This window comes from Rodentibacter caecimuris (genome assembly GCF_010587025.1).
Taxonomy (GTDB): domain Bacteria; phylum Pseudomonadota; class Gammaproteobacteria; order Enterobacterales; family Pasteurellaceae; genus Rodentibacter; species Rodentibacter caecimuris.
Window position 1 is genome coordinate 1,412,621 of the sequence record NZ_CP040863.1, and the last position, 23,580, is coordinate 1,436,200.

Below are 23,580 nucleotides of genomic sequence, written 5' to 3' on the forward strand. Positions count from 1 at the left end.
CTGAATTCAAGGGAATCGGGTTGTTCAGAGTAAAAGTGCGGTCATTTTTCACCGCACTTTTTGAGAAAAATTAAAGAATCTCTAATAGTTTATCAAAATCATCAAACACCCAATCCGGATTGGATTCACTAATCGGAATATTATAGTTATAACCGTAGGTTAAACCTACCACGGCACAACCGGCAGCGTGTGCAGCAAGAATATCATTTTTAGAATCCCCGACAAATAATACTTGTCGAGGCTCAACCCCAAATTTACCGCATAGATAATAAAGCGGTGCAGGATGAGGTTTGATAGCAGGTAACGATTGCCCGCCCAAGGTTTCACTAAATAAATGATCGATACCAAATGCCGCCAAAACGGGTTGAACATGTTTGGTCGGTTTATTGGTTACTACCGCCAATATGTAGCCTTCCGCCTTTAATGCTTCCAACGTTTCTTTTACATTCGGATATAATCGGCTCACATTGCAAAGATTTTCGCCGTAATAATAACTAAAACGTTCTTTTACTTTTTCTACATCCGCTTCAGTTAAGGTTTTGCCTGTTTGTTCTTTTGCCCAACCCAATGCACGCGCAATCAATACCGGTGCGCCATTGCCAATCCAAGTTAAAACCAGCGATTCCGGTGCTTGCGGTAAATCAAATTCAGCCAACGCTGAATTCACCGATAAGGCTAAATCCGGCAAACTATCGACTAACGTGCCGTCTAAATCAAAGCCAATTAATTTAAATTGTGTGTTCATTCAATATCTCTATCCTACATAAATGGGAAAAATTCAAAGGGTTATTTCTTGATTCCGGCAAGTTGGGTTCTCATTTGATCAATCACTTGCTTATAATCCGGCTGGTCAAAAATCGCGGATCCCGCCACAAACATATCCGCACCGGCGGCGGCGATTTCTGCGATGTTATTCACTTTCACTCCGCCATCAACTTCTAAGCGGATATCAAAACCGCTGTTATCAATGATTTGGCGTACTTGTTGTAATTTTTTTAATGTAGAAGGCAAGAAAGATTGCCCGCCAAATCCCGGATTTACCGACATTAACAAAACGATGTCGATTTTATCCAATACATAATCCAAATAACTCAACGGCGTTGCGGGATTAAATACTAAACCGGATTTACAACCGTGATCACGAATCAATTGCAAAGAGCGGTCAATATGCTCGGAACTTTCCGGATGGAAAGTAATATAATTCGCACCAGCTTTGGCGAAATCAGGGATAATCCGATCCACCGGCTTAACCATCAAATGTACATCAATCGGTGCGGTAATCCCATAATCACGTAAAGCTTGGCAAACCGACGGACCGAAAGTCAAATTCGGTACATAATGATTATCCATCACATCAAAATGAATAACATCCGCACCGGCATTAAGCACATGTTGAACATCATCGCCAAGGCGTGCAAGATCGGCGGAAAGAATGGAAGGGGCAATAAGGTAAGGTTTCATTGTTATCTCCAAGAAGCTCGTTGTTGCCCTAGTTTACTACGTAAGTTTACGAATTGCCCTGATTATTTGCAGAAAACTTGAGAAAAAATAACCACACTTTGAATGTTCTTTTAGTAAAGAAAACAAAGTGCGGTCGATATAATCTCGCTTTATTTGCCCACTTGGCTACCGATTAAACCGCCTAATGCCGCGCCGCCTAATGTCGTTGCGGTATTGCCTTTAATCATATAACCGGCTGCACCGCCAATTGCCGCACCGACAGCCGTATTTTTTTGCGTTCGGTTCATATGACTGCAAGCGGCTAATGAAATAAGTGTCATACCAATAACCAATGATTTTGTTATTAATTTCATAAAATCTCTCCGTATAAAACGTATAAAATTAAAAACTATCCATCGTGATAGCAATTGTAAGACTAACATCACTGAATAAAAGTTCATTCTTAGAAAAGAATCTTACTTTTGCACAGTCATGCTTAACGGTTTCTTTGATCCAAAATTTCGGTTATCACTTTTAAATAGTCGATAGCAAGGCTTTGTTGCTCTGCACTGGCATTAAAAATAAGATCTTCTGAAAGCACGCCGCAAGGTTGCGAATTAGGAATCTCGCCTTTTTCATAGGCTTCAAAATCTTCCCGCCAATCACCTTCAAAATAATAATGCTCTAAACGTTGCATTTTAGGTAAAAAGGCTTGCCATTTTGCAAGAAAAGTCTCCGCCTCCGTCAAAAACTCATTGGCTTCATTCAGAATCTTTTCCATCTCGGCTAATTGTGCCAGGCGTGTTTGAGGTAACATTGTTCTCTCCAAAATAAGATAAAATAAACCGCACTTTGGCCTTGAAAGTGCGGTCAATTTATACTGTGTTTTTAATTACACATCATAGGTCGTGGAAGCCGTGTTACCACCACGCCCTGTCCAGTTGGTATGGAAAAACTCGCCGCGCGGTTTATCGGTTCGTTCGTAAGTGTGCGCCCCAAAATAATCCCGTTGAGCCTGCAATAAATTAGCCGGTAAACGGGCGGACGTGTAACCGTCTAAGAAGGTAATCGCTGACGCCATACACGGCATTGGAATGCCCACTTCAATGGATTTTGCCACAACTTTACGCCAATCACTCATCGCATTTTCTAAAACACCTTTGAAATACGCATCGGAACCTAAGAAAATCAAATCCGGATTGGCTTCATAAGCATCGCGAATGTTCCCTAAGAAACGGCTACGGATAATACAACCTTCACGCCATAACAAGGCAGTATTACCATAGTTAATATTCCAACTGAAGTTTTCCGACGCTTCGCGAATCAACATAAAACCTTGTGCGTAAGAAATGATTTTAGACGCCAATAATGCTTTACGCACCGCTTCAATCCAAACTTTTTTATCACCTTCTACTTTTCCGATGGTTTTATGGAATGATTGGCTTGCCGCAACACGTTGATCTTTAAACGCAGAGACACAACGGGCAAAGACCGATTCGGTAATTAAGGTCAATGGAATACCAAAATCAAGGGCATTAATTCCCGTCCATTTCCCTGTGCCTTTTTGCCCTGCCGTATCTAAAATTTTATCGACTAAACGTGCACCATCGGAATCTTTATAGCCTAAAATATCCGCGGTAATATCAATTAAATAACTATCCAATTCGGTTTTGCGCCATTCATTAAAAGTAGCTTCCAATTCATCATCGGATAATCCCACGCCCTCTTTTAAGAATTGGTAGGCTTCACAAATTAACTGCATATCGCCGTATTCAATACCGTTATGCACCATTTTGACAAAATGGCCTGCACCATCTTTACCTACCCAATCACAGCAAGGCTCACCTTGTTCTGTTTTAGCTGCAATACCTTGTAAAATCGGTTTCACAAATTGCCAGGCATCTTCGTTACCACCCGGCATAATAGAAGGCCCGTGTCTTGCCCCCTCCTCACCACCGGAAACCCCTGTACCAAGGAAACGAATTCCTTTTTCACGCAATGCAGCTACACGACGATTGGTATCCGGATAGTTGGAGTTCCCCCCATCAATAATAATATCGCCTTCTTCTAGATGCGGTAGTAATGCGTCAATAAATTGATCCACCACCTCGCCCGCACGCACCATTAACATCACTTTACGCGGTTTTTCCAATTTAGCGGCTAAATCTTCCAAGGAATATGCCCCAATAATGTTTGTTCCTTTCGCCGCACCTTGCAAAAACTCATCCACTTTAGAGGTGGTTCGGTTATACGCCACCACGTTAAAGCCGTGGTCGTTCATATTTAAAATGAGGTTCTGCCCCATCACGGCTAAGCCGATAACACCGATGTCGCCTTTTACTGACATGTTTTTCTCCTGTTGGTTGTGGGGAAGAATATTCGCCCACTTTTATATTTAAATTCGTATTTATTCACTATCCGAAATGATGACGTACTTTTGTGCAATAATTTCTCGAAACCCTTCGGAAGTAGTAGCCCAATCAAGCAGATCAACTTTATAAGGCAGATCACTTTCGCTAAAAGCTTCCGAGACATCTGCAAAGCGCTGTAAAGAAAGTGGTTGCTCGCTCATCACTACCAAATCCAAATCAGAAAATTTGCGAGCCGTCCCTTTCACTCTTGAACCAAATGCGCGCACTTCATAGTCTGGTAAATATGTGCGTAAAATATCCTGCACAATTGCGAGATGTTTGGGTTCGATATCAAAAACTTTATCCATTTTGACCGCACTTTAATTTTGCGTGAAGATGTTTCACTTCACTTAAAAATTTAGGAATTCCTTGCACCACTAGAATTGCCGTATCTTCATCGTAAGTATGACTCGTTCGGCTACGCATTTCACGATACTGTTTCCAATCTAACCATTCTCCCTGCAATAATCCATATTCGTTACCGGTACGAATGAGATCTTGAAAACTGATACCTTCATAAAGTTCCGAATTAGGCGAAATTGCAACCAAATGACGTTTTAACATTTTATGACTAAGTTCATAGGTAAATTCAAAGCGTTGAATTAAACCATCACGAATCTGAATATCATTAATATCTTGCAGATAGCGATTTAGCCCTTCTTCTAAACGGAAAATCGCTTTTTCCAATGGTGTAAAATCAAGCATAATTAGTCCCTTTAATTTTCTCCCACAGAATATTAATTTTGAGCTGCAATTTGTAAAACCAATGCCAACACCGCCGGCAATCCCTGCTTCATCAAAATCCCTTTATTCTTCGTTGTCATCGCTCCAAAAATCGCAGCAATAATCACACAAGCTAAAAAGAAATAAATCACTGAAATTTGCTGAATGGCATAACCGAAAATAATCCCGGCAGCCAGAAAACCGTTGTACAACCCTTGATTGGCAAACATCACCTTCACTTTCTGTTGGGCGATAAACTCGTCCGTTAGACCAAAAATGCGTTTGGCTATTTTTCCTTCAACAGCGAACATTTCTAAATAAAGAATATAAAAATGTTCGAGTGCCACAAGTGCGGTCAAAATATGGGCTACAATTTCCACTATAACAATTCTGCCGCTGCTTTATCCAAGTACCACTCCGTTATGCCGTTTTGGGCTTTAATTTTCGCTGCCGGATAAGGTAAATCTTCAGCCGGTACAGTTTGGATTTCTTTTAAAATTTCTGCCTTACTTTCCCCCGTGACAAGATAAGTAATGCGCTTTGCCCGCTCAATTAATTTTGCTGTTTTCGAAATACGGATTTGCCCGCTTTCAGGATGTGTCGCAATCACCGCAAGGTTTTCATCATCAAAATTAGTTTGATTTGGGAATAACGAAGCCGTGTGTCCGTCAGCCCCCATACCCAAAATAATCCAATCAAAAACACCGTCAGAAATGACCGCACTTAGTTCTTCTTGGAAACGTTTTAGCTCAAAGAGCGGTTCATTTTCGCCACAAATTCGGTGAATGTTCTCAGCAGGAATTTGAATGTGATCGAACAACAGTTTTTGCACTTCGCCATAATTACTTTCAGGATCTTGTGCCGCAACCATTCGCTCATCCCCCCACCAGAAATGGAGGTTTTGCCAATGAATTTCCGTATTGTAAGGAGGCTGTGCTAAGGTTTTAAACAATAATTTTGGCGTACTTCCACCCGATAACGAAATATGAATCGGGCGTTGTTGTTCACTATATGTTTTTAATTCTTGCGCAATTTTTTCAACCGCTTGTTGGGCTGTATCAAAAATTATGGTGTTCATTTTTTATACCTTTTTCTTCATCAATCCGTTCGGTTTACGCCATACTCTGCCCTGTCTGGCAATGAGTTTATCCGCAGCCACCGGCCCCCAAGTACCGGCTTCGTATTCATGAATTCGCCCGCCGTTGGCTTTGTAATCTAAAATCGGTTGAACGAATTTCCATGCGGCGTGGACGGCATCGGTACGGGCGAATAGCGTCGCATCACCTTTCATCGCATCCAGCAATAAACGTTCATAGGCCGTCAAGACTTGTGCGCCGGCAAGATCCGCATAGCGGAAATCCATTGATACTTCTTTGGCCTCAAAACCGGCGCCCGGTTTTTTCAAACCAAAACGCATTGAAATGCCTTCATCAGGTTGAATACGGATGATCAGTTTATTTTCCGGCGCATTTTGACTGAATACCGGATGAGGTGTGGTTTTAAAATGAATCACAATTTCTGTTACGCGAGCAGGTAAGCGTTTACCCGTACGCACATAGAAAGGGACGCCTGCCCAACGCCAGTTTTCAATTTCACAACGCAGTGCCATATAAGTTTCCGTGTGTGAATCTGCCGGTACGCCTTTTTCTTCTAAATACCCTTTCACTATGTTGCCATTCACTTCACCGGCAGAATATTGCCCAAGCACTAAATTATGCTCCACATCTTCTTGCGTAAGCGGACGCAAACAGTGCATTACTTTTGCCACTTCATCACGCATTGAGTCCGCATTAATGATTGCCGGCGGTTCCATTGCCACCATCGCAAGCACTTGCAATAAGTGATTTTGGAACATATCCCGCATTGCACCGGAACCATCATAATAGCCGCCCCGCTCTTCAACGCCAATGGATTCAGCACCAGTGATTTCAACATAGTCAATAAAATTACGATTCCAAAGCGGTTCAAACCAACCGTTAGAAAAACGCAATACGAGCAAGTTTTGTACGGTTTCTTTACCAAGATAATGGTCGATACGGTAGATTTGATGTTCTTCAAAGAAACGGTGAATTTGCACATCTAACACTTGTGCCGTTTTTTCATCGTAACCAAAAGGTTTTTCTACGATAATACGCTTCCAACCGTATTCTTCCGTATTTAACCCATGTGCCGCCAAACATTCAGGAATAACACCATAAAGGCTTGGTGGAGTGGACATATAATAGAGTGTGTTGCCACAGGTTTGATATTTATCGTGTAATTCGTCCAAACGAGGCACTAATTTGCCATAGTCTGCGGCGTCCGCCGTATTCACAGTTTGGTAATAAAGATGATGACAAAATTCATCAAGAGTTTCAGGTGTGGTATCTTCATTATTGATTAAGGCTTCACGCATTTTCATACGGAAAGTTTCATCGTTAAGCTCCGAACGTGCAACACCAAGCACAGAGAAGTGCCCACCCAATCTTCCAATTTTGAAGAGATTATAGAGTGCCGGAATGAGTTTTCGGTGGGTTAAATCACCGGATGCGCCAAAAATGACGATACAGCTGTTCTCAGTTTGCATAATTATCCTTATAAAATACCGAGTGAAACGACAGGCTATTCTAACGAAAATTCCCCATCTAACCAATCAATTAAATCGAAAGATAGATTTCCAATTTCTCGATTTATCCGCCACCATCACAAAAGCGGGATTAATCAATGTTTCGTGTTGATTGTATGTCAGCGGTGCAAATTGCAGATCAAAAATTTGCCCGTTCGTTTCCCCCAATAACACTTCCGCTCCTGCCGTATCCCATTCTCCGGTTTGCCCAAGACGAACATAGCAATCTACCATACCTTCCGCCACGAAACCGCTTTTTAAACTGCTCGACCCCATCACAACAAATTCACAAGGCAAATCTTTCGGTAAAATTGACCGCACTTTTTCCTGCGACGTTGTTGCTCCCACCGCAATGCGTAATATCGGGGAACAAGAAGTGCAGTTAAAATCTGTGGTGTTTTTAACCAATTTTTTGACTTGTTCGCCTTGTTTTTTAAATGCGCCAAAATTCTCCATCGCATAATAAGTGAGCGATAAAATCGGCGCATGAACAATGCTTAACACCGGTTTATTTTGACGTACGAGGGTAATTAAAACGGAAAATTGATCCGTACGATTAATAAATTGTTGTGTACCGTCAAGGGGATCGATTAACCAATATTCTTTCCAAGCTTTGCGTTCCTCAAAAGGAATATCACAATTTTCTTCGGAAAGTACCGGTGTTTGAGGGAAAAGTGCGGTCAGTTTTTCTGTTAAAAATTGGCTAACAAAAAGATCGGCTTCGGTCACCGGCGTATTATCTTGTTTAATTTGTACATCAATATGCTGTTGATAAAAATGTTGTAGATGATTACCGGCTTGGTAGGCAATCGGTAAAACTTGATTGAGCAACTGTTCATTAAGCAGCAACATAAAATCCCCCTACAACGTTTTTGATAAAACCTAATTACGATGATTTTGTTTTTGGCAACAGCCATGGCAATACAAATAAGGCATAAAATACCATACCGCAAGCACTTAATATTCCTAATGTTAAACCGCCTTCGGTAAGCCATTGCCAAAATGAAGCCTCCTGTTCTGCCATGATCAATAAATAGAAATAGGAGGCAATATTACAATAAAAAAAGCTAATCAATGATGAACATAATACGATGGCAGCAATATTATGACGAATATAGCGAAACCTCGCGGCGACCAAGGCAATCAAAAAAGCAGGGATTGTGGCGAGAAAAAATGCCACCATAAGATAGCGAGTAAAAGGAGTTGGTTCAAAGTCCCAATTCAAAAACCAAAATAGTGCGGTCACTAATCCCTGTAAAATGAGAGGAAATAAAATTAATGCGTTAAGATAAGGTTTCATAAAAAATAGGCTATCGGGAAAGATAGCCTATTTTAAAGGAATTTTAGCGATTAATCAGATTTTTTCGCACGTAATACACGAGAAGCAAAAATGATGATCCCTAGAATAAATACTGTTAAACCGAGTATTTCAGCAATGCCTTCCCAATTTTCAAGGTTAAGCGCCAATGGGGCTTCGGAACCGCCGGATGTAACGGACGCCGCAATAATAAAGGCAAGAATAACCCCCATTAAACTTTCTCCCACAATCAATCCTGCTGAGAAAAGCGTACCAAAACGTTCTGCTTTAGCCGAAATTTGTTTATCGCCAGTGCGTGCCGCATATTTTGTAATATGGCGGTTAATCAACCAAGCTAAGACAGCACCAACCACAACCGGTGTATTAATAGACGGCGGTAAATAAATACCAATCCCCACCGCTAATACCGGCAATGCAAAGGCTTTATTACTCACTTTTTTTAAGAAAGCATCAATAAGAATTAACACCGCCCCTAAACCTATGCCGGTTAAAATGTACGTCCATTCTAATTGGTTGGTAAAGATACCTTGCGAGATGGTCGTCATAATTGTGGCTTGCGGTGCGGAAAGTGCTTGGGTCGGATCCATATCCGGACGTGGCAATGCGCCGCTGAAACCATAAGCGTGATATAAAATTTCCAATACCGGCGCAATCACCAGTGCACCGACAAAACAGCCAATAATCAAAGCAACTTGCTGACGCCATGGCGTTGCCTCAACCAATAGACCGGTTTTTAAATCTTGTAAGTTATCGTTAGAAATCGTTGCGGTGGTTAACACAATAGACGCAGTAAACAGCGTAAGTGCGGTTAAAAATTTCTGACCATCTGTGGTTTCAAACAAACCCGTCGCATTACCGATAGAAAGCAATACAAGAGAAATCACAATCACCGAAATAATCCCGATACCGGAAATTGGACTGGATGACGATCCCACTAACCCCGCCATATAACCGGAAGCAGCTGCTACAAAAAAGCCAATAAATACCGCTAAGAAAGTACAAACCACCACCAATAAAATGGAAAGTTCCGGAGAAATAGGTGAAGCAGCAATAAAGTGATGGAGTGAAATCACAATCAACACAACAGTTGCAATAAGGATATAAATCATCGTTTTTGGTGAAAGATCGATATCAATGCGATGTTCCGATTCGGCTTGACCTCTTTTTAACATACGGAATGAATGCACCATGCCTTCTATCATAGGTTTCATTAAAACCAATAATGTCCAGATTGCGGCAATACCGATAGTACCGACACCAATAAAACGGACTTTGGTTTTCCATGTACTCATGGCAAAATCGATTAAGCCCATATCTGTCGGCATATCACCGGACATAGTAAAGAATGGAACGGCTACGCCCCAAGTCAATACCAACCCGACTAACATGGCAATCCCGCCGACGATACCAATCAAATAACCGGCACCTAACAACGCAAGAGAGAATCCCATTGGTAATTGGAAAGCGGCTTTACTGGTTTGAATCCATGCACTCGCGCCGTCCGCCATCACACGTAAGCCGTTTGTTAAAAATGCCACTATACCGGCTAACACACCGCCATACGCAATATCTTTTACACCACTATCGCCCTTGTCATGATTCCCCGCCTTTAAAATTTCAGCGGCGGCAACGCCCTCCGGATAAGGTAAATCACTATTGACTACCATCGCCCGACGTAATGGAATAGTGAACAATACCCCTAATGTTCCGCCGGAGGCACAAATCAACATCGTTTGCCAAAATGGAAAATCATTCCAGTATCCCATCATTAATAAGCCCGGCAAAACGAAAATAACGGAAGATAAAGTACCGGCTGCGGAAGCCTGAGTTTGCACCATGTTATTTTCTAAAATACTGGAATCTTTAAAGAATTTTAACACCGCCATAGAAATAACTGCGGCAGGAATGGAAGAAGCAAAAGTCATCCCGACTTTTAATCCTAAATAGACGTTAGATGCAGTGAAAATCACCGTAATTAACGCCCCGAGAATCATCCCACGAAACGTGAGTTCTTTTAAATTTGAATGAGGCATAATGTTTCCTTAGGTTAAATAACAAGATGTTCACTTTCCCAAGAAATGCTAAAAAACTCAAGAATTATTTTAATATTTCCTCAATTAAAGTAGAAAATATTTAATAAATTATATCTTTATCAGAAAAATTATTAATATTTATTCTCCTCGGCAGTTCAAATAATCTCTTAAAGCATAAAGTGCGGTCAAATTTCGGGCTTCATTAAAATTAGGATCGCGAATCAATTCATTTAAGTTAGCAAGCGGAAAACGAACCAATTCCAACGGTTCTGGCTCATCCCCTTCAAGTTTACAGGGGTAAAAATCCTGCGCGACAAAAATATGCATTGGATTACGCATATAACTCGGACTGGTTATGACCGTACGCAAAAAATGAAACTGTTTTGCACCCAAGCCAATTTCTTCTTTTAGCTCACGATTTGCCGCCTCTTGCGGGATTTCCCCCATATCTACGCCACCTTTTGGAAAACCAAGCTCGTAACGTTCCGTCCCCACGGCGTATTCTCTAATCAGTAAAAGATCATTTCCATCAATCGGCACAATCATCACCGCCTGATGTGAACCGGGTTTAAAACGTTCGTAGGTTCGCTTTTCACCGTTGCTAAATTCTAAATCAACCGCCTGAATTTCAAATAAACGGGATTTTGCGACTGTACGTGCAGATAAAATTTTCGGCAACGATGTTTGATCATCCGACATCATAGGTTTTCCTTTATTTTGTGATACCATGGGAGCAAACTGTATCATAAATTGAACAAAGAGAGATCGTAAATGGAAGAAAAAGACGTTCGCCTCGATAAATGGTTATGGGCAGCCCGTTTCTATAAAACCCGCAGTATTGCCAAAGCAATGATTGAGGGAGGCAAGGTACATTACAACGGACAACGCGCAAAAGTGAGCAAAACTGTCGAAATCGGAGCAATCTTAAAATTACGCCAAGGCAATGAAGAAAAAGAAGTGGAAATACTGGCATTAAGCGACCAACGACGTGGCGCACCCGAAGCACAGTTGCTTTATCGTGAAACGGCTCAAAGTGTGAAAAAACGGGAAGAAATGACATGGGCAAGAAAAAATAACGCCCTTTCAATGCCCCACCCCGACCGTCGCCCAAATAAAAAAGAGCGTCGGGATTTATTGAAGTTTAAACATCAAGAATTAAATTGAATCTATTTTTGAATTTGATATGACCATACCCATGCAAAAAGAATCTCAAAATATCCTTGTCATTTCCTATTCACAAACAGGACAACTTTCCCGTCTTGTGGAACATTTTCTTACACCGTTACAAAGTAATAGTATTCACGTAGAACATTACATCATTAAGCCATGCGAATCTTACCCTTTCCCTTGGAAATTTCTTTCCTTTTTTAACCAATTTCCTGAATCCGTACATTTACAACCAGCCCCTATTCATTCCCCCGAATTCCAACAAGAAAAATACGATCTCGTGATTATCGCCTACACAGTTTGGTTTCTTTCGCCAAGTCAACCGATAACTGCTTTTTTACAATCAGAACAAGCCAAAAGACGTTTAAAAAATACGCCGGTCATTACTCTGATCGGCTGCCGTAATATGTGGTTACAAGCACAAGAAAAAATGAAAACCTTATTGGCGGCTTGTGGTGCAAATTTGATTGCGAATGTGGTAAAAGTGGATCAATCTAATGATTGGGCAAGTTTTATTACCACACCAATGTGGATGCTCACAGGCAAGAAAAAAGCACTCTCTTGGTTGCCAAGTGCGGGAATTGCCGAAAGTGAAATAAAAGATATGCAACGCTTTGGCGAAAAACTTTTACAAATTTTTAGTGAAAATCGACCACTTGATCGTTCTATTTTTCAAGGAATGGGGGCAGTCAAAATCGATGAAAAATTAATGATGAGTGAAAAAGTTGGTAGCCGCAGTTTCCATACTTGGGGAAAATTACTGATAAAGTGCGGTCAAATTTCGCCGAGTTTTCGCAAAATCGTGCTATGTTTCTACATCGCTTTTTTAATTGCAATGATTTTAACCGTTGTCCCCATTTCAGCGATCATAAAACGTGTATTAAAACCATTGATACGGAAAAAATTAGATGAGCAAAAACGGTATTTTGCCGAACCAAGTGGAGAGTAAAATTTTTCTACAGGATAAATTATGTTATCAAATGTTTATATCAATAAAATTTCTGCGTTCTTACCTAATAAGCCGATTGCCAACGAGAAAATGGAGTCGGTTCTTGGTATGGTGGGAGAAACACCATCTCGTGTACGGAAAATGATTTTACGCTCCAACGGTATTCAACAACGTTACTATGCGATTGATCCTGCCACTCGCCAAGCGACCCACACCAGCACCGAATTAGCCGTGCAAGCGGTCAAAAATTTGGGGATTTCTGCAACGGATTTTACCAGTCTTGCGGTGGCAACCTCCTATCCCGATCAAATTATGCCGGGGCAAGGGGTGATGGTACACGGTTTGTTGGAAAACGCTCCGCCGATGGAGGTGATGTCAATGTCGGGTGTATGTGCGGCGGGAATGGCGGCGATGAAGCACGCTTTCAATGCTGTTCGCACAGGGGAGCATCAATGTGCCGTGGCGGTAGCATCGGAATGTGCTTCAGCAATTATGCGGAGTGAGAATTTTAAGGCAGAAGCAGACAGCAAATTGCTGGAAAACGCCAAGCCCGAAATTGGTTTTGAGAAAGATTTTTTACGTTGGATGTTATCAGACGGAGCTGGGGCGGTTGCACTTTCCAATCGACCGAATGAAACAGGTTTGAGCTTTAAAATCAATTGGATTGAATTGGTTTCCTTCGCCAATGAAATGCCCGTGTGTATGTACGCAGGCGGTGATGTAAAAAATGGACAATTTGTAAGTTGGAAATCGGTGTCGCAAACTGAGCGAGACAGCCAAAGTTTTATGGCGATCAAACAAGATGTGAAGTTGCTTAACGAAAATATTGTGCGTTGCACCGTAGAAAATGCACTCAAGCGGTTTATTGCTAAGCATAATTTGCAAGCAGACAATATCGACTATTTCCTACCGCATTATTCGTCGGGCTTCTTCCGTGATCGTCTGCTAGACGGCTTACGCAATATTGACTTTGAAATTCCACAGCAAAAATGGTTCACCAACCTCACCACCAAAGGCAATACGGGATCGGCCTCGCTCTACATTATGTTGGAAGAATTTGCCCGCACTTTCCCGCTTAAATCGGGACAAAAAGTACTGTGTTATGTGCCGGAGAGCGGTCGATTTTCAAGTTGTTTTATGTTGCTAGAGGTGGTTAATGGAAATTGAAGACATTCCCCAAGACAGCAGCAAAGTTTTCCACGGGCAGAAAAAAGTGATTTACGCCACCCGTAATGGAAAATTTGAAGCAGGCACTAGCACAGGTTGGCAAGCGGAAGAATTTGCCACCGAACAAGCGGTGGACGAACTTAACCAACTCACCGAAGCCGCTTTACAAGCGGTCAAAAACGGCGAAAAATCGGTCATTTACTACCTGATGTATAAAAACCGCTATGATCTCCAAAGCCTCGCCCAAGCCACAGGCTTCTGGCAATGGCAAATTAAACGGCATTTTAGACCGGAGGTTTTTGCGAAGTTGTCGGAGGGGAAGTTGGAAGTGTATGCAGGGGCGTTTGGGGGAAATTTGAGCATTTAAAATGTCAAATAACAATATTATTATCTACACTACCGAAGACGGTTTATCCCAATTTACCCTGCGTGAATTGGGATCGCAACTGTGGCTAAGCCAGTTGGAAATTGCTGAACTCTATCAAACCACTAAACAAAATATCAGCAAGCATATTAAAGCAATTTTGGCAGAAAATGAGTTGAGTGAACATTCAGTTGTCAACTTTCAGTTGACAACTGCCACTGACGGTAAGAATTACAATACACAGATTTATGCATTACCAATGATTTTAGCCATTGGCTACCGTGTGCGTTCTACTCGTGGCACACAGTTTCGTCAGTGGGCAACTCGTACATTGGGTGAATATATCCAAAAGGGCTTTGTGCTAGATGAGGAGCGGTTAAAAAATCCGCCGATTGGTACAAATCAGGCAGACGATTATTTCGATCTATTATTGGAAAAAATTCGGGATATTCGGGCGAGTGAACGGCGAATGTACTTGCGTGTGCGAGAAATTTTTACACTAGCGGCAGATTATCAGCCAAGCTTTAGGGAAACTAATCAATTTTTCCAAAAAATCCAAAATAAATTGCATTTTGCTTGTACTGATAAAACAGCGGCAGAGCTTATTTTTCAACGTTCAAATGCTGAATTGCCAAATATGGGACTAACAAATTTTCGTGGTTCAGAAGTGATAAGAAAAGATGTCACCATTGCGAAAAATTATTTGAATGAGCAAGAAATTACAGCATTAAATCGGATCGTTTCAATGTGGTTGGATTTTGCCGAAGATCAGGCTAGCCGTAAAAAGCAATTTTTCTTAAAAGATTGGGAAGACAAATTGGATAGTTTCCTTGTCTTTAATGAGAGAAATATGTTGAAAAATCAAGGCTCTATAACAAAAAAACAAGCAGATGAAAAAGCTTTGTTGGAATATGATAAATTTAATCAACAACGCCGTTTAGAAAAAGAAAAAGCGGGCGAAAATTATATTGAGCAGCTCCTAAAATTAAAGAAATAAGCAGTCATTTTTTATAGAAATTTTGCAAATGAAAAACTTCCCCCACCAACACACCGCTCATTGCGAGAGCGGGGTAATGTCCACCTTGCTAAAATCACAGGGGATAGATTTAAACGAAGCTATGGTTTTTGGTTTAGCCTCAGCTTTAACCTTTGTTTATCTGCCGATTATCAAAGTCAGCGGAATGCCTTTGATTTCTTACCGTATGCCGCCGAAGAGTATTATCAAAAATGTATCGAAAATGCTGAAAGTGCGGTTGAAAATGCAGAAATTTTCTAATGAAACGGCAGGGCAAATGGCGTTAGATCAGGCGTTGCAGAAGGGTAAATTAGTCGGCTTGCAGACGTCGGTTTTTTGGCTGCCTTATTTCCCGCCTGAAATGCGCTTTCATTTTAATGCGCATAATTTATTGGTATATGGTAAGGATCAAGATGATTATTTAATCAGCGACCCTGTGTTTGAAACGGTGCAACGTTGCCCAACAGGCGATTTGCAAAAAGCCCGTTTTGCTAAAGGGGCATTGGCGGCAAAAGGGTTGATGTATTATTTTGAGCAAACGCCTGATTTTACCCAGATTGACCTACCAACTTTAGTCCGCAAAGCCATTCGCAAACAGGCGAAACAAATGTTTGCGCCACTATTTTTTGTTGGCGTGAAAGGGATTCGTACGGTAGCGAAATCTATTGAAAACCTTGCTATTGGTAAAAAAGGCGAGAAATATAACCGCTTGTATCTCGGGCATATTGTGCGTATGCAGGAAGAAATCGGCACAGGCGGTGCCGGTTTTCGTTATCTCTATGCCTATTTTCTTGAACAAGCTGCTGAAATCTGTAACGAACCTAAATTCAAACAGGCTTCTGAACAGATGACTGAAATTGGCGACCTCTGGCGAGAATTCGCCACCCTTTGCGTGAAACAATGTCGTAAACCGAGTATGGAAGGGTATAAAGAAGTGGCGGCGTTTTTGCGAGGGATTGCGGAGAGGGAAGAAACTTTGTGGAGAATACTAAAATAGCCATTGGAAGCGTGCAAATGTTTGGATGGATAAAATAGGATTATTAGGATATGGATTATAACATTGAAATTTATGAAACAGATGAATATAACCAGTGTAGATTTGCATTAGGAAACATTGCATTAGAAAATATTACGAACAGTACATTATTTGTATTTGGTATTAATCCTAGTACTGCAGATGATCAGAAACCTGACCATACAATTAAGAAGGTAATAGGATTTGCTGAACACAATAGCTATTCTAGCTTTGTAATGTTTAATGTATATCCCTTGAGAGAAACATATCCCTATAAACTGCCACCAGAAATGAATGATGATATTTTTAACCAGAATTTAAATGTTATTAAAGAGATATTGAGTGATATAAATAATCCTCATATTCTATTAGCGTATGGTAAATTAATAAATAGTAGAAATTATTTAAGACCGTGTTTAAATCAAATTTATAGAGAAATACAAAATCTTAATCAAGATATAAAATGGTTAAGAATTGGTCCAATGTTAGTATGTGGTCATCCAAGGCATCCTTTATACGCTCCTTATAGATATAAGTTAGAAGAAATTGATATGGATAGATATTTATCTAATGATACAAATAACTAATGTAAACCATCAATACCCCAACTCTCCAATTTCTGCTTTGCGAGATGTAAACCTACACATTCTCCAAGGTTCCTCCATCGGTTTACTCGGCCCTAACGGTGCAGGGAAAACCACGTTAATGTCATTAATGGCTGGATTACAAGAAGTACAATCCGGGCAGATTTTGTTTGATGATGTCCCCTTTGAACGTTTAACCAAAAAACAGCGCCATCAAATCTCTCTTGTGCCTCAGGATTTTGCGTTTTATCCGTTATTAACGGTGTGGGAAAATTTGATATTTTTTGCCGCTCTTTATGCTATTTCGGATAAAAATTGGTTGTTGGAATTGTTGGAAAAAACAGGATTAACCACACATAAATCCAAGCTAGCAAAACATTTATCCGGCGGATTAAAACGCCGTTTAAATTTTGCTATTGGGTTAATTAACCGCCCGAAAGTAATTTTCTTAGACGAAATCACAGTTGGAATCGATCCACAATCCCGTCAATTTATTTTAAATAGTGTAGCAGATCTAACCGATCAAGGCGTAACGGTAATTTATACCTCCCACTATCTACAAGAAATTGAACAACTTTGTTCACAATTAGTGCTATTAAACGAGGGAAAAGTCATTTATCAAGGTAATTTGCAAGAAATTATCGGTAATCAACCGCTTGAGAAGTTTTATTTGGATTTTTTGGATAAGCAGATATAAAGAATCCCACAGGTGTGGGATTATCTAATTTATTGCTTAGTTTTTGCCATTTTCAGTTTTTGAACCGCCGCTTTTCCTTTTTCTTCAGAAACTTGTTCTAAATTAGCGCCACCAACAAAAACACCCATTTTTATATACTGTCGGATAAAGTAATTTTTGCCTGAATCCGTCTTGATATTGAGATCATTGTTACTGAATTCCGATTCAGTTGAAATTTTATGATCACCCGCTTTTACTTGTTTGTAGAAAAAAACTTTTGGCGCCGATTCACCAATAAATTTATCATCGACATAAAGATTTTTCTTCAAGGCTGCACCAAAGACAGAATCACGATAGATATAAAGACCGGATAAACCTTTCTTTGGTGTATCAAATCTTTTCGCTTGAGCGTCTTGTTGTGGTGATGCCATTTCTGTTTTTGCACAAGCCGTTAAGAATAAAACGGCACTTAATCCTAAAAAATTAAAAAATTTTTTCATTATAAACCTCGTCAAAATAAATAAGCCTCTCGTAAAAGAGGCTTAAAAAATTAGAAACGATAAGAGACATTCAGAGCAATTTTATTCACTTTTGCTTTGATGTCTGATTCAATATTGCGCAATCTTGTTTGCGTATATTCTACGCCTGCTTCAAGTTTGTCGGTGAGTGCAAATTTAACACCTGCACCGTAGGCGACACCAAAGAGACTTGAACCTTCGACATATTGAGAAACTTCTTCGCCTAAATCAAAGGAGCTGACTTCAGCACCAATTTTTACATAAGGTAAAATGCTATCAGTCACACGATAGCCTTGTAAGTAAGCAATGCCAATATTGAATGTTTCTTTGGAAACAGAACTACCTGCATTACTGGTTTCAGAGCCGCCCGTTCTTAATTTGACTTCTCCAATGCCGACAAAATCTTTTGCAAAGTCAAAGCCATATTGGCCAAATACACCAATACTCGCTTTGTTTGAACTATTGGCACTCACCCCAAAACCCGGGATTTCAAAAGTATGCTTAGTTGAACTTAATTCTGTACCAACTGCAAATCCTGTAAAATTGCCTTCCGCTACGGCAAAACTGCTAACCGAAACTGCCAGAATACCCACTAATGTTGTTTTTTTCATAGAAAAGCCTCGCTAAATGTGTGAAAATTGATTCGTATGGTTGCGCTTAAAAGCGATGGTTATTGTAAAAGAGTCGTCTTTTTTCTCCATTGACAGATAAGACAGAAAACCGCCTTTTTAATCCAAAAACAGTACTGAAAAGACAAATAGGTAACCGAATGAGTGTACAAGATAAAATCAGAGGATTGCGTGAGCAAAATAGGCTTTCGCAGGAAGAAATGGCTGAACGATTGAATATGTCGCCAAGTGGTTATGCAAAAATTGAACGGGGCGAAACCAAATTATATTTAGAAAAACTTGAACAAATTGCACAGGTTTTTAATCTTGACATAACTGATCTAATTAATACAAAAAATATTTGTTTCTTAATTAGTGAGAATAGTCAATCAAGTTCAAATTATTATAATTCTGATGATGCCTTAATTATTGAAAATGAAAAATTAAAGCTTTCACTCTCTTTTCAAGAACAACTCATTGAGCAACAAAAAAGAGAAATTGCGTTATTAAAAGAGATGAACGCACTGCTTAAAGCCTAAATAAATCGACAATAATTATGTTAATAGCTTCAATCTGTAAAGAACTTCGCCTGTTAAGTCGCGATTTACACGGGGTTGCGGTGTTATTTATTATGCCGATCTTATTTATGTTTATTATGTCCGCCGCATTAAGTAATGAGAGTGAATTAAGCCAAGAAACACCGATTATGCTGTTATCGGAAAGGGAAAATCCATTAAATGAGGCTTTATTTCAGGCTTTAAAAGAGGAAGGGCTGAGTGTAGTGCAGGGTAATATTCGGTCAGAGCGGATAAAAGCAGAAAATGCATTAACAGAGGGCATATATTCTTTATTAATTATCAATTCTAACTCAAAATTGACCGCTCTTTCCGGCGAAAAACCGTTGGAATTACGTTTAAATCCAAGTATTGATCGAGGCTGGTTGTTAGGTGTGAAAGGCATTTTACAAAAGCACTACACAAGACTACGCTTGGAACAATATTTAGCGGACAATCACATCAAGTTGAAAAATCGTCAGCAGAAGCAAATCAAAGAGATAGAGAAAAAAGTCAATCAGAATCTAGATGAAAAATTTGCACAAATCAATGATTATTTAGCCAAAGCACAGTGGCAGGAAGTCTATCTTAATCGTCAAGGAGAGCAAGTCACAAAGCCTAACTCGGTACAGCATAGTGTACCTGCTTGGCTGATTTTTGGCATGTTTTTTATTATGATTCCGCTGTCAAATGTGATGGCAATGGAACGCCAAACCAATACCATTACTCGCTTACGAATGGCTAGGGCTTCGGCATTAAATTTAATCGTAGCGAAATTGCTCCCCTATTTTTTGATTAACCAATTACAATTTATCGGTATGATTTCACTGGGGTATTTTGTATTGCCATACTTTGATATGCCGGCATTTTCTTTGAATGGTGAATGGTGGCAATATGGGGTGTTATCAATGACGGTCAGCATTGCCGCACTCGGCTATGGTTTATTCGTGAGTGTTATCGCGCGTACAACCGAACACGCCGTTGTGTTAGGTGGTGGAGGAATTATCATTATGGCGGCTATCGGCGGTATTATGGTGCCGACCTATGTGATGCCCGATATGATGCAAACAGTTGCGGAATTTTCACCGATGGGATGGGCGTTAAGCGGTTTCCAAAATTTATTGCTCAACCGGTATGAACTAATCCAAATTGCCGATTATTTAATAAAATTGACTGCTTTCGGCATACTGATGATCGGGTTGGCGGCTGTTCTCTATCAACAACAATTGAAAAAACAAGTGAGATTTTAATGGCTTATCTTTTTACTCTTGAATCAAATTTGCTTGAATTAGAGTTAAAAAAACTCATTTTACAGGAATCGGAAAAAGAGGAACTTGAACCTGATGAAATTTCTGATGACGAACCTCTTTTTGGCGGGCAAAGCCGTATTCAGTTAGATTCCCTTGATGCGTTACAAATTGCGGTGGCATTACAGGCACATTTTAAAGTACGTTTACAGGGTGACCGAATGGTGCGTAAGCATATGATGAACGTGCGCGATCTTGCGGCTTTTATTCGTGAACAACACCAAAAATGACCGTCTATATTAACGCCGTTTCTGCCCAATTTGCGGAAAAACTCGGACAACGAACCAGCCAAATGTTAGGGCAAACAACAGTATTACCTTACTTCAATGCATTTAAAGAACCACTGCTTTCCCTTGAACGGCTTTATGCTTATTTTGATGAGCAAATCGACGGCACTTTAAAACAAGTAAATTGGAATAAAACTGAAGTTAAAAATATTCCCATTTTGCTTGGCTCCACAGCTTATGTCATGAGTGATTGCGAAGCCCGTATTGCCAATCAACAACCGCTACCAAAAGAATACAGCTTGGCGGTGATAGCTGATCATTTACGAGAACGGTATCAAACACAAGTATTTAGTTTTGCAACCTCCTGCACCTCTTCCGCCCAAGCCATTGGCTATGCCTATAAAATGCTGAAAAATAACATAGCAGAAAAAGCCTTAGTACTCGGTTTTGAAATGTTTAATCGCTTAACGTTTGAGCATTTTCAAGCAATGAATTTACTTTCCCAAGAGCCATCTTATTTACCGATGATCGCATCCAATGGCATGATTTTAGGTGAGGGTATGGGGTGTATAGCATTATCTATCCAACCAAATCGCTCCTTATATTGCGAAATCTTAGGTGTAACGAGCGTAACAGATAATGAAAATCTGACCAATAGCAACAAAAACTCATTGAAAACCTTGCTTAAGCAATGCCTTAAAAAAGTCCAAATATCGGCGGAACAAATCCAAGGCATCAAAATTCATGGTGTGGGCGGTAGTAGTGATGAAATGGAAAAACAAGTACTGAGAGAACTTTTCCCACAAACAGAGTGGATGTTAGTCAAACCTTATATGGGACACACACTCGGCGCAAGCGGTGTATTGGAAACAGTATTTTTTTATCAAAGTTTACAAACCCAATACCTTACCGAATTACCTTGGCAAATGGAAGATAAAAATCAATGGACAGCCCATGGAAAAGCCTTAAAGTGCGGTTATTATTTACACTATTTTTTAGGTTTCGGCGGCAGTCATATCGCATGGGTAACCAAGGTGGGTGAATGATTTATTTACAACAGAAAAATACGTTTATAGCAAACGGAAAGACGGATAAAGCCCTTCGCCAACAACTACAAATAGAGGGCATTGATCCCCGTCGTTTTAGCCGTTTCACCCAGCTCGCCTTGTTGGGTGCATTACCACTAAAAAATAGTATTCAGCCCACTTGTGGTATTTATCTTGGTTCCCCCTTTAACTCACCAAGTAAATTTGACAAGATGTTTCATCAACTTAATGAATACGATATGCCGAGTCCATTAGATTTTATGGCGAATATCAATAATGCAGCGACGTTTCAACTTGCTCAAATCTTTCAAATAATGGGAAATTCAATCTTTCTACCGATTAATCAAAAAACAATCTGGCAACCACTTCAATTAGCAAAACTAGATTTAATCAACGGTGATATAGAACAAGCTTTGATCGGATGGGTGCTGGAAGGAAACCTAGAAAAACAACCGGAAGGCGCGATATTTTGGCTAGTATCCAAAGAGTCAGAAAGTGCGGTCAAAAAATTAGCAGTTTTGCCAAAATGTGAAGATATGCAAAATTTGGATTTTTTGTCGATTGTGCAAAAGATTTAATTTGGTCGGGTTTCACCCGACCGATTAAATTATGCTTTCCACCGCTTAAAAATCAATGAGGTATTTACACCGCCAAAGGCAAAGTTATTATTCATCACATAATCTGTGTGAATTTCACGCCCCTCCCCTCGAATATAATCTAGCTTACCACAGCGTTCATCAATATTATCTAAGTTTAACGTTGGGGCAAACCAAGCATCCCTCATCATTTCAATGGAGAACCACGACTCCAAAGCACCACAAGCACCGAGTGTATGACCAAAATAGCTTTTTTGTGAACTGAGTGGAATTTTTCCGAAGATAGCTTCGGTTGCGAGGGTTTCAGCAATATCGCCTTGTTCTGTCGCCGTACCGTGCCCATTCACATAACCAATTTTTTCGGGTGATAGATTGGCATCTTTAAGTGCTAATTCCATACAGCGTTGCATAGTGTCTTTTTGTGGACGGGTAACATGTGCCCCATCACTGTTTGCTCCATAACCGACCAGCTCGGCAATGATGTTCGCACCGCGTGCAAGGGCGTGTTCTAATTCTTCTAATACAAACATTCCTGCTCCCTCACCAATGACGAGACCGTCCCGATCTTTATCGTACGGACGTGGGGTTTTGCTTGGATTGTCCACGTTTCGACTTGCTGCATAAAGGGAATCGAAAACATAGACTTCCGACGGACAAAATTCCTCACCACCACCAGCTAGCATCATTGGAATAAGCCCATACTTAATTGCTTCATAAGCATAACCGATTCCTTGGCTGCCTGAAGAACAAGCACTGGAGGTTGGGATAATTCGCCCTGTTAAACCAAAGAAAATACCAATGTTTGCCGCAGTGGTATGAGGCATCATTCGAACATAAGTATTGGCATTGAAACCGTCCGATTTACCTGTCATCAAAAGTTCGGCCGCATCTTTGATGTCGTTGGTAGAGCCGGTTGAAGAACCACAAGCCACGCCCATTCTGCCATCTTTGAGATAAGCTAAAATTTCACCGTTTCCATCAAGTAAATTAGCGTTAGCCAAAGCACGCTCGCTAGCCTCCACAACAAACTGTGAAACACGCCCAAGACTGCGTAATTGTTTCCGCGTCCAATGTTTTGGTGGTTGGTAATTGTGAATTTCTGCACCTAAACGTGCTTCTAATTCAGGGTAGCGTTCAACCCAATCTTTTTTAGCTTGCACGGCATTTTGTTTGCGTTGAAATGCAGACTTTATTTCTTGCCATTCTTTACCAAAGGCAGTAACAGCCCCAATACCGGTGACAACAACTCGTTTCATC

Annotated in this window: 30 protein-coding genes; 13 read left to right on the forward strand and 17 right to left on the reverse strand. The window is 40.4% G+C overall.

The annotated features are described in order from the left end of the window. Positions 1-70 precede the first annotated feature (70 nt). From FEE42_RS07085 to nudE, 14 genes are all read right to left on the reverse strand, one after another. The gene (locus FEE42_RS07085; RefSeq protein WP_164028006.1) at positions 71-745 is read right to left on the reverse strand and encodes a phosphoglycolate phosphatase; all 675 of its coding nucleotides are present in this window, start codon (positions 743-745) and stop codon (positions 71-73) included. A gap of 41 nt (positions 746-786) precedes the next feature. Continuing rightward, positions 787-1,461: a ribulose-phosphate 3-epimerase gene (gene rpe, locus FEE42_RS07090; protein ID WP_135968958.1), complete on the reverse strand. Its 675-nt coding sequence runs from the start codon at positions 1,459-1,461 to the stop codon at positions 787-789. Between the two features lie 149 nt (positions 1,462-1,610). Then, a complete protein-coding gene (locus FEE42_RS07095) occupies positions 1,611-1,814 on the reverse strand; it encodes a glycine zipper 2TM domain-containing protein (RefSeq protein ID WP_059366069.1) in 204 nt (67 codons plus the stop codon). Between the two features lie 122 nt (positions 1,815-1,936). Next, entirely contained in the window at positions 1,937-2,257 is a 321-nt protein-coding gene (locus FEE42_RS07100; RefSeq protein WP_164028007.1) for a DUF4298 domain-containing protein, read from the reverse strand. Positions 2,258-2,332: 75 nt separating this feature from the next. Then, complete coding sequence (gene gnd, locus FEE42_RS07105; RefSeq protein ID WP_164028008.1) at positions 2,333-3,787, reverse strand: decarboxylating NADP(+)-dependent phosphogluconate dehydrogenase; 1,455 nt, start codon at positions 3,785-3,787, stop codon at positions 2,333-2,335. A 60-nt stretch (positions 3,788-3,847) separates the two neighbouring features. Continuing rightward, the gene (locus FEE42_RS07110) at positions 3,848-4,159 is read right to left on the reverse strand and encodes a nucleotidyltransferase family protein (RefSeq protein ID WP_059366072.1); all 312 of its coding nucleotides are present in this window, start codon (positions 4,157-4,159) and stop codon (positions 3,848-3,850) included. Next, complete coding sequence (locus tag FEE42_RS07115) at positions 4,152-4,556, reverse strand: nucleotidyltransferase substrate binding protein (RefSeq protein ID WP_059366073.1); 405 nt, start codon at positions 4,554-4,556, stop codon at positions 4,152-4,154. Before FEE42_RS07115 ends, FEE42_RS07110 begins: the two co-directional genes overlap by 8 nt. Positions 4,557-4,588: 32 nt before the next feature. Then, a complete protein-coding gene (locus tag FEE42_RS07120) occupies positions 4,589-4,954 on the reverse strand; it encodes a DUF1304 domain-containing protein (protein WP_164028009.1) in 366 nt (121 codons plus the stop codon). Beyond that, the gene (pgl, locus tag FEE42_RS07125) at positions 4,954-5,652 is read right to left on the reverse strand and encodes a 6-phosphogluconolactonase (protein WP_164028010.1); all 699 of its coding nucleotides are present in this window, start codon (positions 5,650-5,652) and stop codon (positions 4,954-4,956) included. Before pgl ends, FEE42_RS07120 begins: the two co-directional genes overlap by 1 nt. A 3-nt stretch (positions 5,653-5,655) precedes the next feature. Next, the gene (gene zwf / locus FEE42_RS07130; RefSeq protein WP_077583062.1) at positions 5,656-7,140 is read right to left on the reverse strand and encodes a glucose-6-phosphate dehydrogenase; all 1,485 of its coding nucleotides are present in this window, start codon (positions 7,138-7,140) and stop codon (positions 5,656-5,658) included. A gap of 66 nt (positions 7,141-7,206) precedes the next feature. Next, the gene (cysQ, locus tag FEE42_RS07135) at positions 7,207-8,031 is read right to left on the reverse strand and encodes a 3'(2'),5'-bisphosphate nucleotidase CysQ (protein ID WP_164028011.1); all 825 of its coding nucleotides are present in this window, start codon (positions 8,029-8,031) and stop codon (positions 7,207-7,209) included. 34 nt (positions 8,032-8,065) lie between these two features. Continuing rightward, a complete protein-coding gene (locus FEE42_RS07140) occupies positions 8,066-8,479 on the reverse strand; it encodes a hypothetical protein (protein ID WP_135968953.1) in 414 nt (137 codons plus the stop codon). A 50-nt stretch (positions 8,480-8,529) separates the two neighbouring features. Continuing rightward, positions 8,530-10,530 carry an OPT family oligopeptide transporter gene (locus FEE42_RS07145; protein WP_164028012.1) on the reverse strand — a complete coding sequence of 667 codons (2,001 nt, stop codon included), beginning with the start codon at positions 10,528-10,530 and terminating at the stop codon, positions 8,530-8,532. A gap of 138 nt (positions 10,531-10,668) precedes the next feature. Then, complete coding sequence (nudE, locus tag FEE42_RS07150; protein WP_164028013.1) at positions 10,669-11,232, reverse strand: ADP compounds hydrolase NudE; 564 nt, start codon at positions 11,230-11,232, stop codon at positions 10,669-10,671. 69 nt (positions 11,233-11,301) lie between these two features. On the opposite strand from nudE, the gene hslR reads away from it, so the two are divergent. Genes hslR through FEE42_RS07190 form a run of 8 tightly spaced genes read left to right on the forward strand, consistent with a single transcriptional unit; the run spans position 11,302 to position 17,488 of the window. Further along, positions 11,302-11,694 (forward strand): ribosome-associated heat shock protein Hsp15, encoded by a 393-nt coding sequence (gene hslR / locus FEE42_RS07155; RefSeq protein ID WP_164028014.1) that lies wholly within the window; start codon positions 11,302-11,304, stop codon positions 11,692-11,694. A gap of 31 nt (positions 11,695-11,725) precedes the next feature. After that, complete coding sequence (locus tag FEE42_RS07160) at positions 11,726-12,646, forward strand: dialkylrecorsinol condensing enzyme (RefSeq protein WP_164028015.1); 921 nt, start codon at positions 11,726-11,728, stop codon at positions 12,644-12,646. Positions 12,647-12,667: 21 nt separating this feature from the next. Further along, positions 12,668-13,813 carry a beta-ketoacyl-ACP synthase III gene (locus tag FEE42_RS07165; protein WP_164028016.1) on the forward strand — a complete coding sequence of 382 codons (1,146 nt, stop codon included), beginning with the start codon at positions 12,668-12,670 and terminating at the stop codon, positions 13,811-13,813. Next, a complete protein-coding gene (locus tag FEE42_RS07170) occupies positions 13,803-14,180 on the forward strand; it encodes a DarG family dialkylresorcinol biosynthesis protein (protein WP_059366082.1) in 378 nt (125 codons plus the stop codon). Before FEE42_RS07165 ends, FEE42_RS07170 begins: the two co-directional genes overlap by 11 nt. Position 14,181: 1 nt before the next feature. Continuing rightward, complete coding sequence (locus FEE42_RS07175; protein ID WP_059366083.1) at positions 14,182-15,174, forward strand: virulence RhuM family protein; 993 nt, start codon at positions 14,182-14,184, stop codon at positions 15,172-15,174. 28 nt (positions 15,175-15,202) lie between these two features. After that, entirely contained in the window at positions 15,203-16,189 is a 987-nt protein-coding gene (gene darH / locus FEE42_RS07180) for a BtrH-related acyltransferase DarH (RefSeq protein WP_206023145.1), read from the forward strand. A gap of 50 nt (positions 16,190-16,239) precedes the next feature. After that, positions 16,240-16,794: a DUF1643 domain-containing protein gene (locus tag FEE42_RS07185; RefSeq protein ID WP_059366085.1), complete on the forward strand. Its 555-nt coding sequence runs from the start codon at positions 16,240-16,242 to the stop codon at positions 16,792-16,794. Then, positions 16,778-17,488, forward strand: coding sequence for an ABC transporter ATP-binding protein (locus tag FEE42_RS07190; protein ID WP_059366086.1), 711 nt, complete (start codon positions 16,778-16,780; stop codon positions 17,486-17,488). Before FEE42_RS07185 ends, FEE42_RS07190 begins: the two co-directional genes overlap by 17 nt. A 29-nt stretch (positions 17,489-17,517) precedes the next feature. Here FEE42_RS07190 and FEE42_RS07195 read toward each other — a convergent pair whose 3' ends face one another. Continuing rightward, a complete protein-coding gene (locus FEE42_RS07195) occupies positions 17,518-17,967 on the reverse strand; it encodes a DUF2846 domain-containing protein (RefSeq protein WP_059366087.1) in 450 nt (149 codons plus the stop codon). A gap of 50 nt (positions 17,968-18,017) precedes the next feature. Beyond that, positions 18,018-18,596, reverse strand: a complete 579-nt coding sequence (locus tag FEE42_RS07200; protein ID WP_059366088.1) for a porin family protein — start codon at positions 18,594-18,596, stop codon at positions 18,018-18,020. 158 nt (positions 18,597-18,754) lie between these two features. On the opposite strand from FEE42_RS07200, the gene FEE42_RS07205 reads away from it, so the two are divergent. The 5 genes from FEE42_RS07205 to FEE42_RS07225 are packed head-to-tail and all read left to right on the forward strand — an operon-like array spanning position 18,755 to position 22,305. Continuing rightward, entirely contained in the window at positions 18,755-19,132 is a 378-nt protein-coding gene (locus FEE42_RS07205; protein ID WP_059366089.1) for a helix-turn-helix domain-containing protein, read from the forward strand. A 17-nt stretch (positions 19,133-19,149) separates the two neighbouring features. Further along, positions 19,150-20,397, forward strand: coding sequence for an ABC transporter permease (locus FEE42_RS07210; protein ID WP_059366090.1), 1,248 nt, complete (start codon positions 19,150-19,152; stop codon positions 20,395-20,397). Continuing rightward, entirely contained in the window at positions 20,397-20,684 is a 288-nt protein-coding gene (locus tag FEE42_RS07215; RefSeq protein ID WP_059366091.1) for an acyl carrier protein, read from the forward strand. The genes FEE42_RS07210 and FEE42_RS07215 overlap by 1 nt, the downstream gene beginning before the upstream one ends. Next, positions 20,681-21,727 (forward strand): beta-ketoacyl synthase N-terminal-like domain-containing protein, encoded by a 1,047-nt coding sequence (locus FEE42_RS07220; RefSeq protein ID WP_135968940.1) that lies wholly within the window; start codon positions 20,681-20,683, stop codon positions 21,725-21,727. Before FEE42_RS07215 ends, FEE42_RS07220 begins: the two co-directional genes overlap by 4 nt. Then, complete coding sequence (locus FEE42_RS07225) at positions 21,724-22,305, forward strand: beta-ketoacyl-[acyl-carrier-protein] synthase family protein (RefSeq protein WP_059366093.1); 582 nt, start codon at positions 21,724-21,726, stop codon at positions 22,303-22,305. The genes FEE42_RS07220 and FEE42_RS07225 overlap by 4 nt, the downstream gene beginning before the upstream one ends. A 29-nt stretch (positions 22,306-22,334) precedes the next feature. On the opposite strand, the gene FEE42_RS07230 is transcribed toward FEE42_RS07225, so the two are convergent. Further along, the gene (locus FEE42_RS07230; RefSeq protein ID WP_059366094.1) at positions 22,335-23,579 is read right to left on the reverse strand and encodes a beta-ketoacyl-ACP synthase; all 1,245 of its coding nucleotides are present in this window, start codon (positions 23,577-23,579) and stop codon (positions 22,335-22,337) included. Position 23,580: the final 1 nt, after the last annotated feature.

What these genes read in the sequence shown, in the direction of transcription:
- FEE42_RS07175 (WP_059366083.1), top strand. Translation starts at nt 14,182, where the DNA reads ATGTCAAATAACAATATTATTATCTACACTACCGAAGACGGTTTATCC.
- FEE42_RS07145 (WP_164028012.1), bottom strand. Translation starts at nt 10,530, where the DNA reads ATGCCTCATTCAAATTTAAAAGAACTCACGTTTCGTGGGATGATTCTC.
- pgl (WP_164028010.1), bottom strand. Translation starts at nt 5,652, where the DNA reads ATGAACACCATAATTTTTGATACAGCCCAACAAGCGGTTGAAAAAATT.
- FEE42_RS07200 (WP_059366088.1), bottom strand. Translation starts at nt 18,596, where the DNA reads ATGAAAAAAACAACATTAGTGGGTATTCTGGCAGTTTCGGTTAGCAGT.
- rpe (WP_135968958.1), bottom strand. Translation starts at nt 1,461, where the DNA reads ATGAAACCTTACCTTATTGCCCCTTCCATTCTTTCCGCCGATCTTGCA.
- FEE42_RS07230 (WP_059366094.1), bottom strand. Translation starts at nt 23,579, where the DNA reads ATGAAACGAGTTGTTGTCACCGGTATTGGGGCTGTTACTGCCTTTGGT.
- FEE42_RS07190 (WP_059366086.1), top strand. Translation starts at nt 16,778, where the DNA reads ATGATACAAATAACTAATGTAAACCATCAATACCCCAACTCTCCAATT.
- FEE42_RS07205 (WP_059366089.1), top strand. Translation starts at nt 18,755, where the DNA reads ATGAGTGTACAAGATAAAATCAGAGGATTGCGTGAGCAAAATAGGCTT.
- darH (WP_206023145.1), top strand. Translation starts at nt 15,203, where the DNA reads ATGAAAAACTTCCCCCACCAACACACCGCTCATTGCGAGAGCGGGGTA.
- nudE (WP_164028013.1), bottom strand. Translation starts at nt 11,232, where the DNA reads ATGATGTCGGATGATCAAACATCGTTGCCGAAAATTTTATCTGCACGT.
- hslR (WP_164028014.1), top strand. Translation starts at nt 11,302, where the DNA reads ATGGAAGAAAAAGACGTTCGCCTCGATAAATGGTTATGGGCAGCCCGT.
- FEE42_RS07170 (WP_059366082.1), top strand. Translation starts at nt 13,803, where the DNA reads ATGGAAATTGAAGACATTCCCCAAGACAGCAGCAAAGTTTTCCACGGG.
- FEE42_RS07185 (WP_059366085.1), top strand. Translation starts at nt 16,240, where the DNA reads ATGGATTATAACATTGAAATTTATGAAACAGATGAATATAACCAGTGT.
- FEE42_RS07085 (WP_164028006.1), bottom strand. Translation starts at nt 745, where the DNA reads ATGAACACACAATTTAAATTAATTGGCTTTGATTTAGACGGCACGTTA.
- FEE42_RS07095 (WP_059366069.1), bottom strand. Translation starts at nt 1,814, where the DNA reads ATGAAATTAATAACAAAATCATTGGTTATTGGTATGACACTTATTTCA.
- cysQ (WP_164028011.1), bottom strand. Translation starts at nt 8,031, where the DNA reads ATGTTGCTGCTTAATGAACAGTTGCTCAATCAAGTTTTACCGATTGCC.
- FEE42_RS07195 (WP_059366087.1), bottom strand. Translation starts at nt 17,967, where the DNA reads ATGAAAAAATTTTTTAATTTTTTAGGATTAAGTGCCGTTTTATTCTTA.
- FEE42_RS07160 (WP_164028015.1), top strand. Translation starts at nt 11,726, where the DNA reads ATGCAAAAAGAATCTCAAAATATCCTTGTCATTTCCTATTCACAAACA.
- FEE42_RS07215 (WP_059366091.1), top strand. Translation starts at nt 20,397, where the DNA reads ATGGCTTATCTTTTTACTCTTGAATCAAATTTGCTTGAATTAGAGTTA.
- FEE42_RS07165 (WP_164028016.1), top strand. Translation starts at nt 12,668, where the DNA reads ATGTTATCAAATGTTTATATCAATAAAATTTCTGCGTTCTTACCTAAT.
- FEE42_RS07220 (WP_135968940.1), top strand. Translation starts at nt 20,681, where the DNA reads ATGACCGTCTATATTAACGCCGTTTCTGCCCAATTTGCGGAAAAACTC.
- zwf (WP_077583062.1), bottom strand. Translation starts at nt 7,140, where the DNA reads ATGCAAACTGAGAACAGCTGTATCGTCATTTTTGGCGCATCCGGTGAT.
- FEE42_RS07115 (WP_059366073.1), bottom strand. Translation starts at nt 4,556, where the DNA reads ATGCTTGATTTTACACCATTGGAAAAAGCGATTTTCCGTTTAGAAGAA.
- FEE42_RS07140 (WP_135968953.1), bottom strand. Translation starts at nt 8,479, where the DNA reads ATGAAACCTTATCTTAACGCATTAATTTTATTTCCTCTCATTTTACAG.
- gnd (WP_164028008.1), bottom strand. Translation starts at nt 3,787, where the DNA reads ATGTCAGTAAAAGGCGACATCGGTGTTATCGGCTTAGCCGTGATGGGG.
- FEE42_RS07110 (WP_059366072.1), bottom strand. Translation starts at nt 4,159, where the DNA reads ATGGATAAAGTTTTTGATATCGAACCCAAACATCTCGCAATTGTGCAG.
- FEE42_RS07100 (WP_164028007.1), bottom strand. Translation starts at nt 2,257, where the DNA reads ATGTTACCTCAAACACGCCTGGCACAATTAGCCGAGATGGAAAAGATT.
- FEE42_RS07210 (WP_059366090.1), top strand. Translation starts at nt 19,150, where the DNA reads ATGTTAATAGCTTCAATCTGTAAAGAACTTCGCCTGTTAAGTCGCGAT.
- FEE42_RS07225 (WP_059366093.1), top strand. Translation starts at nt 21,724, where the DNA reads ATGATTTATTTACAACAGAAAAATACGTTTATAGCAAACGGAAAGACG.